This is a genomic window from Bradyrhizobium sp. JR4.3 (assembly GCF_040547695.1).
Taxonomy (GTDB): Bacteria; Pseudomonadota; Alphaproteobacteria; order Rhizobiales; family Xanthobacteraceae; genus Bradyrhizobium; species Bradyrhizobium canariense.
Map to the genome: position 1 here is coordinate 454,192 of NZ_JBEPQF010000003.1, position 13,040 is coordinate 467,231.

Genomic DNA, 13,040 nt, shown 5'->3' on the forward strand with positions numbered 1-13,040 from the left:
GGCCTCACCGCCTCGCCAGCACCACCGCCGCCAGCGTGAAGATCAGTGCTGCAATCTGCCCCGCTCTCCTGTTCGCTGTTTGTCGGTCGCCCGGGCCAGCCCCAAAACATCCCTGGTCGTCACCTGGCAAGCCAATACCCTTTACAAGCCCGAATATCGCCGGGATGACGATCAGCGTGAGCAGGGTCGACGAAATCATCCCGCCGATCATTGGCACCGCAATGCGCTGCATGATCTCCGAGCCCGTCCCGGTGCTCCACATGATCGGCAGCAGGCCCGCCATGATCGCGACGACTGTCATCATCTTGGGCCGTACGCGCTCCACCGCGCCATCCATGATGGCGTCATAGAGGTCGCCGCGGGTCAGGGCCCGCCCCTCGGCGGCACGCCTGGCTGCGGTCTCCGCCAGCGCCTGATTGAGATAGATCAGCATGACGACGCCGGTCTCTGCGGCGACGCCGGCGAGCGCGATGAAGCCAACGGCGACCGCCACTGAAAGGTTGAAGCTCAACCACCACATCAGCCAAAGCCCGCCGACCAGCGCGAACGGCAGCGAGAGCATCACGATCATCGTCTCCGCGATCGAACGGAAGTTCAGATACAGCAGCAGGAAGATGATCAGCAGCGTCACGGGCACGACGATCTTCAGCCGCGCGGTTGCGCGCTCCAGGTATTCGTATTGACCACTCCACATCACGTAGTAGCCCGGCGGAAATTTGATGCTGGCCTGCACAGAGGCTTTAGCGTCCGCGACGTAGCCCCCGAGGTCGCGATCGCGGATGTCGACGTAGATGTAGGTCGCGAGCTGGCCGTTCTCGGTCCGGATCGAGGTCGGCCCGCGCGCCGGCGCGACCTTGGCGACCTCGCCGAGCGGTACCGCGCCGCCGGCGGGCATCGGCACCAACACATCGTTGGCGATGGCCTGCGGATTGTCGCGCAGATCGCGCGGATAGCGCATGTTCACGGTAAAGCGCTGCCGCCCTTCCACGGTCGTGGTCACGGTCTGGCCGCTGAGCGCGGTCGCGATCGTGTCCTGAACGTCCTGGACCATGATGCCGTAGCGCGCCAGCGCGGCACGGTCCGGGGTGACCTCCAGATAGTAGCCGCCGATGCCACGCTCGGCGTAGGCCGATGAGGTGCCCGGCACGGCCTTGAGGACCTGCTCGATCTGCTTGGCGAGTTTATCGATCTCGACCAGGTCGGTCCCGATCACCTTGACGCCGATCGGCGTTCGTATGCCCGTGGACAGCATGTCGATGCGGGCCTTGATCGGCATGGTCCAGGCGTTGGAGACCCCAGGAAACTGCAGTGCCTTGTCCATTTCGGCGATCAGTCCATCGATGGTCACACCGGGCCGCCACTCCTGCTTGGGCTTGAGGTTGACCACCGTCTCAAACATCTCGGAGGGTGCCGGATCGGTTGCCGTCGCGGCGCGCCCCGCCTTGCCGTAGACCGAGGCCACTTCCGGAAAGGAACGGATGATCCGGTCCTGGGTCTGCATCAGTTCGCCGGCCTTCGTGACCGAGATGCCCGGCAGCGTCGTCGGCATGTAGAGCAGCGTGCCTTCGTTCAGGTTCGGCATGAACTCGGTACCGAGTTGCCGCGCCGGCCAGATGCTCACGGCCAGAATAGCGAGCGCGAGCACGACCACCAGCGTCTTGGCGCGCATGACGCCCTTGATCACCGGGCGGTAGATCCAGATCAGGACGCGGTTGATCGGATTCCCGCGCTCCGGAACGATCCGCCCGCGCACGAAGATCACCATCAGAGCCGGCACCAACGTCACCGACAGGAGCGCAGCGGCCGCCATCGAGAACGTCTTCGTGAACGCCAGCGGGCTGAACAGCCGCCCCTCCTGCGATTCCAGCGTGAAGATCGGCATGAAGGACACCGTGATGATCAGCAGGCTGAAGAAAAGTGCGGGCCCCACCTCCGAGGCGGCGGCGATCAGGACGTCGATCCTGGGCTTTCCCGGCTCGGCCCGTTCGAGGTGCTTGTGGGCGTTCTCGATCATGACGATGGCCGCATCGACCATGGCGCCGATCGCGATCGCGATCCCGCCGAGGCTCATGATGTTGGAGCCTAAGCCCAGCAGTTTCATGGCGCCGAACGCCATCAAGACCCCGATGGGCAGCATCAGGATCGCGACAAGGGCGCTACGGACGTGCAGCAGGAACACGATGCAGACCAGCGCGACCACGACGCTTTCCTCGAACAGCGTGTGCTTGAGCGTGTCGATGGCCGCGTAGATCAGGTTGGAGCGATCGTAGACCGGAACGATCTCGACCGACTTCGGAAGGCTGGAGGCGATCTCCCGGAAGCGCTTCTTGACGTTCTCAATCACCTCCAGCGCATTGACGCCGAAGCGCTGTAGCACGATGCCGCTGGCGACCTCGCCCTCGCCGTTCAGCTCCGTGATGCCGCGCCGCTCGTCGGGGCCCAGTTCGACACGCGCGACGTCGCGCAGCAGCACCGGCGTCCCGTTGTTCGTCTTCAGCACGATGTCGCCGAGGTCGTTGATCGACTTGATGTAGCCCTTGCCGCGGATGACGTACTCGAACTCGGACAGTTCGACGGTCCGGCCGCCGACGTCGGCATTGCTGGCGCGGATGGCATCGCGCATCTTCTGCATGGTGATGCCGCGGTCGCGCATGCGTTGCGGATCGAGGATCACGTTGTACTGCTTGACGAAGCCGCCGACGCTCGCAACCTCGGCGACACCCTCGGCCTTGGCCAACGCGAACTTCAAATTCCAATCCTGGATGGTCCGAGTGTCGGCGAGGTTCAATTCCTTCGACATCAAGGCGTACTGGTAGACCCAGCCGACGCCGGTCGCGTCGGGACCGATCGTGGGGTTCACGCCTGTCGGCAAGCGCGCGCTGGCGCCGTTGAGGAATTCCAGCACCCGCGAGCGCGCCCAGTAGATGTCGGTGCCATCCTCGAAGATGACGTAGACGAAGGAGACGCCGAAGAAAGAGAAGCCGCGCACGACCTTCGATTTCGGCACGGTCAGCATCGCCGTCGTCAACGGATAGGTGACCTGGTCCTCGATCACCTGCGGGGCTTGGCCCGGGTACTCCGTGTAGACGATGACCTGGGTGTCCGAGAGATCCGGGATGGCATCGAGCGGCAGATGCAGAAGCGCGTACAGCCCCGCCGCGGCGGCGAAGCCGGTCCCGAACAGGACCAGCAGCAGGTTGCGGGCGGACCAGGCGATGAGACGCGCGATCATTGCTGCGCTCCCTCGGTAAAGCCCTTCAGCGCGGCCTTCAGGTTGCTTTCGGCATCGATCAGAAAATTCGCCGAGACCACCACGGCCTCGCCCTCCGCGAGACCCTGACGGACCTCCACGAAGCCGCCGCCCCGGTGGCCGAGCCTGACCTCACGAGGCTCCAGCCGACCCTGGCCCTTATCGACGAAAACGGCTTGCCGGCTGCCGGTGTCCATCACCGCGCTCTCCGGCACTGCGAGGACGGCATCGCCGCTGCCGGTGTCGATGTCGGCGTCGACGTACATGTCGTGCAGCAGGATCAGGTCCGGATTCTGCAGTTCGATCCGCACGCGCGCCGTCCGGGTCTCCTTGTTGATCTCGGGGTAGATGACCTGGACCTTTCCCGTGAACTCCCGTCCCGGAAAGCTCCGCGCCTTGACCGTGACGGGCTGGCCCGTGGCGATCATGCCGAGGTCGCGTTCGGCGACGTCGATCAGGGCCCACACCATCGAGTGGTCAGCGATCCGGAACAGGACGCCGCCCGGCTCGACGCGCATGCCCTCGATGGCGTTGCGCTCCAGCACGATGCCGTCGCGCGGCGAAGTCCATCCGATCGACGTCGGCACGGTCCGGCTCTTCTCGATCGCCGATATCGCAGCATCGGGCACGTCCAGATTCATCAGGCGCTGGCGCGATCCACGGCCATACTGAACGTCGCCGCTGGTCGTCTTCGAGGTGATGGTGGTGAGGTACTCGGCGGCAGCAGAGGAGATGGATGGGCTGTAGACCTCCATCAGCGGCTGCCCCTTGATCACGTGAGATCCGGTCGTGACGTCGGCGACCTTCAGGATGAAGCTTTCCGCCCGCATGGCGACGACGGAGATCCGCCGCTCGTCCAGCGCGATCGTGCCCGGCGCCCTGATGACGGTCCGGATCACGCGCATCGCTGCGGGCTCCGACTTGACGCCGGTCCGCTGGATCTTGCCGGGCGAGAGTTTGATCGACCCGTCGTCGCTGTCGTCGCCCTCGTAGACGGGGATGTAGTCCATTCCCATCGAATCCTTCTTCGGCGTCGGCGATGTGTCCGGCAGGCCCATGGGATTGCGGTAGTATTTGATCTTGCGCTCTCCGGAGGCGCCGGCCGGTGTCGCCGGCGGCGGGGCTGCCACCTGCTCGTCGTCGAAGCTGACGTCGGCGCCTGCGGGCACCGCGCGGAAATCCCGGCCATCCCGGGTCTTTCTCGGCACCAGCGAGTACGACGGTTTGCCGTCCGGATCCTGGTAGTAGATCGCGGCGCCGCTCTCCTCGGCCGCAGCGGGGCCGATCACGGCGGCGATTCGCGCCGTCGGCCGCTGCGGGCCGGCGACGACGAACGCGATGCCCGCCGCCGCGATCAACGCGGCGGCCAGGCTTGCTGCGATGGGGCGGGTCACTTCTGCGCCGTGATGACGAGCTTGTTCTCGACGGTGCCGGTCTCGCCCTGGACCTTGGCTCCGAGCGAAAGCTGCCACCGCCCCGCCATGCCGAAGGTCGCCTTGAAGCGGTACGTGCCCGGCTCCGTCCCCGGCATGGGCGCGACCTTGGTCGCCATCTCCTGCATGCCGTCCGGAGCCATGTCCAAACGGCTGGCGAAGATCACCGCATCCGGCACCGGTTTGCCGGTCTTGGTGTTCACGAGCCGGACGGTGACGACCTTGTCTGGCCCGGCCTGCACCGATTGGTCGACGAGCTCGAACTTATAGTCCTTGATGTCGGCCAATGCGGCCGAGCTTGCGCCGCCGATGGCCGCAGCGATCAACGCGGCCTGGACGGCGCGCGCGAAGGTAGACGTCTTCATGTTGTATCCTCGATGTCCTGAATTCGCCGCCGAGGCGGCGCGCGTCATCCGCGCGCGCGAGGCGCACGGACGCGATCGGCGTCAAGCGCCGCTCAGGCCAGGGTTCGAGGGGGTTGGTCGGGAGGTGGACGGACCAAACCGTCGCCGACCAAATCGTCCGCCACCGAGTGGGTGGTCCGGATCGCGTGTCGCAGCGGCAAAGCGACGGCCTCGGAGGGTCCCGCCTGGGTCGTCTTCAGAACGCACATCGCAACCAGCGGGCAGTCCAGGCAGTCATTGCTCTTCTGGTCGTTGGGGCAGCAGGGCATGTCGGCCGACATCGACATGTCGCTCATGCCGTCAAGACGAGCTTGCGCAGCGGCCGCCGGCGCCGCCAAGGGCGCCAACGTCAAACCGACGGTCACCAAGACCGCGAACGCAACTCTGAGCAATCGCCGCAGATTCATGGCCCGAACATCCCACGGGCGGCGGAACTTTGGAAGCTCGCCGCCTTCACATGTTCGAAATCTTCAGCCGCAGCAAGGCGGACATCGGGCGGCCAAACTTCATGAGTCCGCGCCCTATTACCGCGTCGCCAGCACCACCGCCGCCAGCGTGAAGATCAGCGCGGCGATCTGCCCTGCTCCCAACGGCTCGTGGAGCGCGATCGCGGACGCCACCACGCCGATGACAGGCACTGCCATGGTCCCGATCGCGGCGACGGAGGCCGGCAGGCGCGCAAGGGCAGCGAACCAGCTGACATAGGCGATGCAGAACTGCACCACGGTCGAATAGACCAGCAGCCACCATCCGACCGGCGTCACCAGCTCCAGATGCGTGGTCTCGATGGCGAGGCCGATGATCGTGATCGGCAGGCAGCCGATCCCGATCTGCCAGGCCGCGGCCGTGATCGGCGGCAGACGGATGGGGTACTTCTTCGAAAACACCGTGCCGAGTGCGAAGCCGAGCGCGCCGCACAGCGCCATGATGATGCCCGGCAGCTTGTCCGCGGTGGCGGCAAAGCCGTTGCCGCCCATGATCGAGGCGAGGCCGGCAAAAGCCATCACCAGCGCGATGGTGCGCAACAAGGTCGGCCGCTCGCCCAGCACCGGCCAGGCGATCAGCGAGGCCCAGACCGGCATGGTGTAGGCGATCAGCGCGGCTTCGCTCGCCGGCAGCCACAGCAGCGCCAGGCCCATCAGCACCATCCAGCCGGTGACGTTGAGGACCGCGGCGGTCACAAGGCGCGGCCAGATCTCGCGCGGGACCCTGAGGCTGTCAGCGCGCATCAGCGCCAGCGCCGCCAGCAGCACCGCGCCCAACACGCCGGTCACCCCGCGCAAGGTCAGCGGCGGCAGCTCGGAGAGCAGGAATTTCGTCACCGGCCAGTTGAAGCCCCAGCCCACCGAGGTGATGGCGAGGAACATCAGGCCGGCCGGGGCGATGCGCGCTCGCAGCACCGGCCGAGTCGAATCAAGCATGTGGGTAGTCCGGCAAAATTTGACCGAGCTTGGCGCGGATTCGCCCCTCCCACCACCACCCCGGCGGGCATGCCTGCCCTCACCTTCCGTAGCCCTACGTGAGTCCCCCGGAGGCAAGCCCGCCATTCAAAAATATACCTGCCCTGTGAACAGCGGGGTGAAGCCTCAGCGGCGCCCCAAGATGGAAATTTTTTCGGTTGGGAATCCCTGAGGACTCACTGATACTTGGCTCAACAACAGGCGCGGGCCTGCCCCCTGTTATCCCCCACAATCCACCATATTTAGTATTTGATTCAGGAACTCGCACTAGTTCTTGACGGGCGTAACGGAGAGTCCTAGTTTTCGATCCGTTCGGCGCGAGTGTGTTTGCGTCCCGCCGGCACTCCCCCAAAGGGTCTGCAAAACAGCACTCCGCCGAGCCAGACAAAGGCAGCGGGATACGGGCTTGTCTGCCCGGCGAGAGCGGATCTTTCGGGCGCCTGAACGGGCTGGAAACAGGCTCGGATGGCAATGGTTGAAGACGTGACGTTGTGGGGCGTTGAACGCATGTCGGGCTCATCCCTTTGGGGCGGATGGGTCTGGACGTGCCGGCGGATGATCGGTGCGCGCATCGAGCAATCGCGTCGGGAGAAAACGGGCCGGGTCTACCGGCTGAACTGCGATGCCAAGGGCCACGCGGCCTCGAGCACCGCGAAATGAAATGATGACCCGGCACGCCTGAACGGAGGCGGTCCGGTCAAAGATAGGACGGGGCAAGACCATGCGGATTGAGCGGCGCCACACCACTTCGGGACAGTCACCTTACGCCGGCATCGAGTTCCGGCTGACCACGTCGGAGATCAGGAATCCCGACGGCTCGGTCGTGTTCAAGCTCGACAATGTCGAGGTGCCGACCGCGTGGTCGCAGGTCGCCTCCGACGTCCTGGCCCAGAAGTATTTTCGCAAGGCCGGCGTCGCCGCGCGCCTGAAGAAGGTCGAGGAAGAGTCCGTCCCGTCCTTCCTGTGGCGCTCCGTGCCCGATACCGAGGCGCTCGCCCTCCTGCCCGAGAAGGAGCGCTATGTCAGCGAGCTCTCGGCCAAGCAGGTGTTCGACCGTCTCGCCGGCTGCTGGACCTATTGGGGCTGGAAGGGCAACTACTTCTCCTCCGACGAGGACGCCCAGACCTTCTACGACGAGCTCCGCTACATGCTGACCATGCAGATGGTCGCGCCGAACTCGCCGCAATGGTTCAACACCGGTCTGCACTGGGCCTATGGCATCGACGGCCCCGGCCAGGGCCATTATTACGTCGACCCCTTCACCGGCAAGCTGACCCGGTCGAAATCCTCCTACGAGCATCCGCAGCCGCACGCCTGCTTCATCCAGGGCGTCGGTGACGACCTCGTCAACGAGGGCGGCATCATGGACCTCTGGGTCCGCGAAGCCCGCCTGTTCAAATACGGCTCCGGCACCGGCTCCAACTTCTCGCGGCTGCGCGGCGAAGGCGAACGCCTCTCCGGCGGCGGCCGCTCGTCCGGCCTGATGAGCTTCCTCAAGATCGGCGACCGCGCGGCGGGCGCGATCAAGTCCGGCGGCACCACGCGCCGCGCCGCCAAGATGGTCGTCGTCGACGTCGATCACCCCGACATCGAGACCTATATCGACTGGAAGGTGAAGGAGGAGCAGAAGGTTGCGGCTCTCGTCACCGGATCCAAGATCAACCAGAAGCACCTCAAGGCGGTGCTGAAGGCCTGCGTCAATTGCGAGGGCTCGGGCGACGACTGCTTCGACCCCGAGAAGAACCCGGCGCTCCGCCGCGAGATCAAGCTCGCGCGCCGCAGCCTCGTGCCTGACAATTACATCAAGCGCGTCATCCAGTTCGCCAAGCAAGGCTACAAGGACATCCAGTTCGACGTCTACGACACCGACTGGGATTCGGAAGCCTACCTCACGGTATCAGGCCAGAACTCCAACAATTCGGTGTCGCTGAAGGACGACTTCCTGCGCGCGGTCGAGACCGACGGCGACTGGAATCTCGTCGGGCGCACCACCAAGAAGATCACCAAGACGCTGAAGGCGCGCGACCTCTGGGAAAAGATCGGCTACGCCGCCTGGGCGTCGGCCGACCCCGGCCTGCACTTCAACACCACCATGAACGACTGGCACACCTGCAAGGCGTCCGGCGACATCCGCGCCTCCAATCCGTGCTCGGAATACATGTTCCTGGACGACACGGCGTGCAACCTCGCCTCTGCCAATCTGCTGACGTTCTACGACATCCCCTCCAAGCGCTTCGACGTCGAGGGCTACGAGCATCTCTGCCGGCTCTGGACCATCGTGCTCGAAATCTCGGTGATGATGGCGCAGTTCCCGTCGAAGTCGATCGCCGAGCTGTCCTACGAGTTCCGCACGCTCGGCCTCGGCTACGCCAATATCGGCGGCCTGCTGATGACCATGGGCCTGTCCTATGACAGCAAAGAAGGCCGCGCGATCGCCGGCGCGCTGACCGCGATCATGACCGGCATCACCTACAAGACTTCGGCCGAGATGGCGTCCGAGCTCGGCACCTTCCCCGGCTACAAAAAGAACGCCGCGCACATGCTGCGCGTAATCCGCAACCACCGCCGCGCCGCCCATGGCCAGTCCAACGGCTACGAGGCGCTGAGCGTCAACCCCGTGCCGATGGACCTGGTGTCCTGCCCGCAAGGAGACCTCGTCACCCATGCGCAAGCGGCCTGGGATGCGGCGCTCGAGCTCGGCGAGAAGCACGGCTATCGCAACGCCCAGACCACGGTGATCGCGCCGACCGGCACGATCGGCCTCGTCATGGATTGCGACACCACCGGCATCGAGCCCGACTTCGCGCTGGTGAAATTCAAGAAGCTCGCCGGCGGCGGCTACTTCAAGATCATCAACCGCGCGGTCCCCGCAGCGCTTCGCGCGCTCGGCTATCGCGAAAGCGAGATCGCGGAGATCGAGGCCTACGCCGTCGGCCACGGCTCGCTCTCCAACGCGCCCGGCATCAACGCCACGACGCTGAAGGCCAAGGGCTTCACCGACGAAGCCATCGCCAAGGTCGAGAAGGCGCTGCCGACCGCGTTCGACATCAAGTTCGCCTTCAACAAATGGACTTTTGGCGAGGACTTCATCCGCGACCAGCTCGGCATCGGCGCAGAGGCGATCGCGGCCCCCGGCTTCGACCTGCTCCAGGCCGTCGGCTTCACCAAGCGCGAGATCGAGGCGGCCAACGTCCACATCTGCGGCGCGATGACCGTGGAAGGTGCCCCGCACCTCAAGGCCGAGCACTATCCGGTGTTCGACTGCGCTAACCCTTGCGGCAAGGTCGGCAAGCGCTATCTCTCGGTCGAGAGCCACATCCGCATGATGTCGGCGGCCCAGCCCTTCATCTCGGGTGCGATCTCCAAGACCATCAACATGCCGAACGACGCCACGGTGGAGGACTGCAAGTCCGCCTACATGCTGTCGTGGAAGCTCGCATTGAAGGCCAACGCGCTCTACCGCGACGGCTCCAAGCTCAGCCAGCCGCTCAACTCGCAGCTCATCGCCGACGATGAGGACGAGGACGATGCGATCGAGCATCTCTACGACAAGCCGATGGCGGCCCGCACCGCCCAGGTCTCGGAAAAGATCGTCGAGAAGCTGGTCGAGCGCATCATCGTGATGCGCGAGCGCGAGAAGATGCCGGATCGCCGCAAGGGCTACACCCAGAAGGCAGTCGTCGGCGGCCACAAGGTCTATTTGCGCACCGGCGAGTATGACGACGGCCGCATCGGCGAGATCTTCATCGACATGCACAAGGAAGGCGCGGCCTTGCGCTCCTTCATCAACAACTTCGCCATCGCGGTGTCGCTGGGTCTCCAGTACGGCGTGCCGCTCGACGAATATGTCGACGCCTTCACCTTCACCCGCTTCGAGCCGGCGGGCCCGGTGCAGGGCAACGACAGCATCAAATATGCGACCTCGATCCTCGACTACGTCTTCCGCGAACTGGCGGTGAGCTATCTCAGCCGCTTCGACCTCGCCCATGTCGATCCCAGCGAGACCGGGTTCGACGTGCTCGGCAAGGGCGTCGAGGAAGGCAAGGAGCCGGATGATCACGGCCAGCGCGCCTCCAAGCTGGTGTCGCGCGGTCTCACCCGCTCCCGCACCGACAACCTCGTGGTGATGCGCGGCGGCTCGACCGCGGTCGCGCAAGGCAACGACAGCGCCCCGGCCGGCGGCAGCAAGGTCACCTCGCTCGCCTCGCACGGCGCAGGCCGTGCCGGCGACGTCCTGGAAGGCGCGGTCGCGCTGAAGCAGGAAGTGGCCCACGACCTCTCGCCCACCGAGAAGTTAGAGGCCCTGCAATGGAGCAAGGCCGGCACCGCGCAAACCGCAGTGCCCAGCAAGGCCGAGCGCCGCGCGGAGGCGAAGGCCAAGGGCTATGAGGGCGAGATGTGCTCGGAGTGCGGTAACTTCACGCTGGTGCGGAATGGCACGTGTATGAAGTGCGATACGTGCGGCAGCACGACGGGGTGCAGCTGATACCAATAGCGCAAGCCGCCCGGAGGCATTGATGCCAGTTGCATTACGCCAGGACGGCTTGCGTTACTAGTTCTTCTCAAATGAGGGGCAGCCACCCGAGCTGCCCCATATTCATGTCAAAGGCGGCGGCCGGGACGCCAAGATTTGGCTTGAGCCTGGCATATCAATAGCCGACAGTTATGGCTTCAATCCGCGGGAACTTTCGAATATCCTGCGCGTCGTGGAAGACAACCGCGAGCTTCTTCTGAAGGCCTGGCATGACCATTTCGGCAACTAGCGTTCGCTTTGACGAACACACGATGTGGGTCGAACTGTCCGATGGAAGGACACTCGGGATCCCGCTTGCGTGGTTTCCGCGCCTGCTCCATGCAACGCCAGACGAACGCACCCAGGTCGAGCTCAGCCGCGTCGGCCTGCACTGGCAAGCGCTTGACGAAGATATCTCCGTTGCCGGCCTTCTCGCGGGCCGCGGCGATGTAACGCGATCCACGGAACACGCCGCCTAAATGACCGATGCCTTGCGCTGAAGCTGCAGGCAAAGCCCGAGGTCTACGACAGGGACATATGCTCGGTATTGCGGCGACAGCTCGTAGGATGGGTGGAGCGAAGCGATACCCATCGCCGCCAAATCCACAGAAGGGATGGGTTTCGCAAGGGCTCAACCCATCCTACGATTCATTAACACCCCGCTGCCGAAATTACCTTTGCCGTCGAGCCCTTCCCTCCTAAACTCCGACCACCGCCGGCATCGGTTCCGACGGGCCCGGTAGAAGCGGAGTCAAGTTATGCCCAAACCGGAAAGCTTCCCGATCGAGAAGATCTTCGTTCCCACGAAGCAGAAGAAAGCGATCAGGCCCGAGATCGTCGGGGAGATCGCGGAAAGCATGCTGGACATCGGGCAGCAGGCCCCCATTTCCGTCCGGCTCGACGGAGACCGCCTCGTTCTGGTCGAGGGACTGCATCGGCTCGAAGCCTGCAAGGCGCTCGGCGAGACAACCATTATCGGTGTCATCGTCCCGGCGGAGGTCGCTCAACACAGGCGGCTGCTGTCCGAAGGACCCGCAGTCGAGGCAGAGCGCATCAAGATGGCGCGATTGAAACAGCTGCGCCTCGAGAAGGAAGCTGCGGAAGCATCTATGGCTGGCTCGAAGAGCGTCAACGGAACGGAAGCGCCGCGCACCCGTCCGACGAAAGGCGTTCGCGACAATCCGAAGGCATCACCGGGCCGGACCGTGGGATCGACACCGAAAACATTGTCGGACTGGATCACGCAGCAAAAGGGCCACGGCGGCCGCTATTGATTGTTGGCTCCAGCTCGTAGGATGGGTGGAGCGAAGCGATACCCATCACCGCTCGATCGGAGAGAGATGATGGGTTTCGTAAGGGCTCAGCCCATCCTACGACCTAGAGCTCAACCCACCTTACGGCTATCTACGCCCGCCTCACCGTATCTCGCTCATCGACACCTTGGCGGCGATCCCGTTCAACTCGGGCTGTTGCGATGCGAACTCCTCGTTGGACGATGAGCCAAGCGAGACGTCGACCATCCTGCGCTTGACCTGTTCGCATGTCTTGCGGACGTCTTCGGTGAACAGCGCGCATTCTTCGATGCGCCTGAAGATCTTCCGACCCTCTTCACGATACTCCGCCGCCGTTTCTCGCATGAAGGCGATCGCATCATGGACCTGGGCTGTCAGCGCCTCGCATTTTTGCGCGGCGTCAATCAACTCGGTGCCCATGGCCTCGATCTCTTTTGCAGCGGACTCATAGTCCCGAACGACCGCCTCTGCACTGAGCGCGCCGACGCGCGTCACGCCCGCGGTGTGCTCGACGTAATCAGGCAGAGCAATGGAAGCAAGAGAGCTTCCCGAGCGTATCGATGCAATGTCCTCCTCGAGCTGGACCAGGTTCACTCCGTCCCGCCTGCGCAATTGTTCGACATTTGCCATTATTGATCCTCCCATACGCACCCAGAACCCCTAACAGCATTGGGTTTATTACGGGGAT

At 64.4% G+C, this 13,040-nt stretch carries 11 protein-coding genes; 5 read left to right on the plus strand and 6 right to left on the minus strand.

Annotated features, from left to right (window positions below):
- Window positions 1-4: 4 nt before the first annotated feature.
- From ABIB91_RS08145 to ABIB91_RS08165, 5 genes are all read right to left on the minus strand, one after another.
- The gene (locus ABIB91_RS08145; protein ID WP_354167540.1) at window positions 5-3,232 is read right to left on the minus strand and encodes an efflux RND transporter permease subunit; all 3,228 of its coding nucleotides are present in this window, start codon (window positions 3,230-3,232) and stop codon (window positions 5-7) included.
- Window positions 3,229-4,644: an efflux RND transporter periplasmic adaptor subunit gene (locus tag ABIB91_RS08150; protein ID WP_354167537.1), complete on the minus strand. Its 1,416-nt coding sequence runs from the start codon at window positions 4,642-4,644 to the stop codon at window positions 3,229-3,231. Before ABIB91_RS08150 ends, ABIB91_RS08145 begins: the two co-directional genes overlap by 4 nt.
- A complete protein-coding gene (locus ABIB91_RS08155) occupies window positions 4,641-5,048 on the minus strand; it encodes a FixH family protein (RefSeq protein WP_007591658.1) in 408 nt (135 codons plus the stop codon). The genes ABIB91_RS08150 and ABIB91_RS08155 overlap by 4 nt, the downstream gene beginning before the upstream one ends.
- A gap of 92 nt (window positions 5,049-5,140) precedes the next feature.
- Window positions 5,141-5,494, minus strand: a complete 354-nt coding sequence (locus tag ABIB91_RS08160; RefSeq protein ID WP_354167534.1) for a hypothetical protein — start codon at window positions 5,492-5,494, stop codon at window positions 5,141-5,143.
- A gap of 117 nt (window positions 5,495-5,611) precedes the next feature.
- Window positions 5,612-6,508 (minus strand): DMT family transporter, encoded by an 897-nt coding sequence (locus ABIB91_RS08165; RefSeq protein ID WP_354167531.1) that lies wholly within the window; start codon window positions 6,506-6,508, stop codon window positions 5,612-5,614.
- Window positions 6,509-7,018: 510 nt separating this feature from the next.
- On the opposite strand from ABIB91_RS08165, the gene ABIB91_RS08170 reads away from it, so the two are divergent.
- From ABIB91_RS08170 to ABIB91_RS08190, 5 genes are all read left to right on the plus strand, one after another.
- Complete coding sequence (locus ABIB91_RS08170; RefSeq protein WP_354167528.1) at window positions 7,019-7,207, plus strand: hypothetical protein; 189 nt, start codon at window positions 7,019-7,021, stop codon at window positions 7,205-7,207.
- A 61-nt stretch (window positions 7,208-7,268) separates the two neighbouring features.
- Window positions 7,269-11,033 (plus strand): vitamin B12-dependent ribonucleotide reductase, encoded by a 3,765-nt coding sequence (locus ABIB91_RS08175; protein ID WP_354167525.1) that lies wholly within the window; start codon window positions 7,269-7,271, stop codon window positions 11,031-11,033.
- A 109-nt stretch (window positions 11,034-11,142) separates the two neighbouring features.
- Entirely contained in the window at window positions 11,143-11,310 is a 168-nt protein-coding gene (locus ABIB91_RS08180) for a DUF4160 domain-containing protein (RefSeq protein ID WP_354200681.1), read from the plus strand.
- The gene (locus tag ABIB91_RS08185) at window positions 11,291-11,539 is read left to right on the plus strand and encodes a DUF2442 domain-containing protein (protein WP_354167522.1); all 249 of its coding nucleotides are present in this window, start codon (window positions 11,291-11,293) and stop codon (window positions 11,537-11,539) included. Before ABIB91_RS08180 ends, ABIB91_RS08185 begins: the two co-directional genes overlap by 20 nt.
- 279 nt (window positions 11,540-11,818) lie before the next feature.
- Window positions 11,819-12,334, plus strand: coding sequence for a ParB N-terminal domain-containing protein (locus ABIB91_RS08190; protein ID WP_354167519.1), 516 nt, complete (start codon window positions 11,819-11,821; stop codon window positions 12,332-12,334).
- 141 nt (window positions 12,335-12,475) lie between these two features.
- On the opposite strand, the gene ABIB91_RS08195 is transcribed toward ABIB91_RS08190, so the two are convergent.
- Window positions 12,476-12,982 carry a hypothetical protein gene (locus tag ABIB91_RS08195; RefSeq protein WP_007591674.1) on the minus strand — a complete coding sequence of 169 codons (507 nt, stop codon included), beginning with the start codon at window positions 12,980-12,982 and terminating at the stop codon, window positions 12,476-12,478.
- Between the last annotated feature and the right edge of the window lie 58 nt (window positions 12,983-13,040).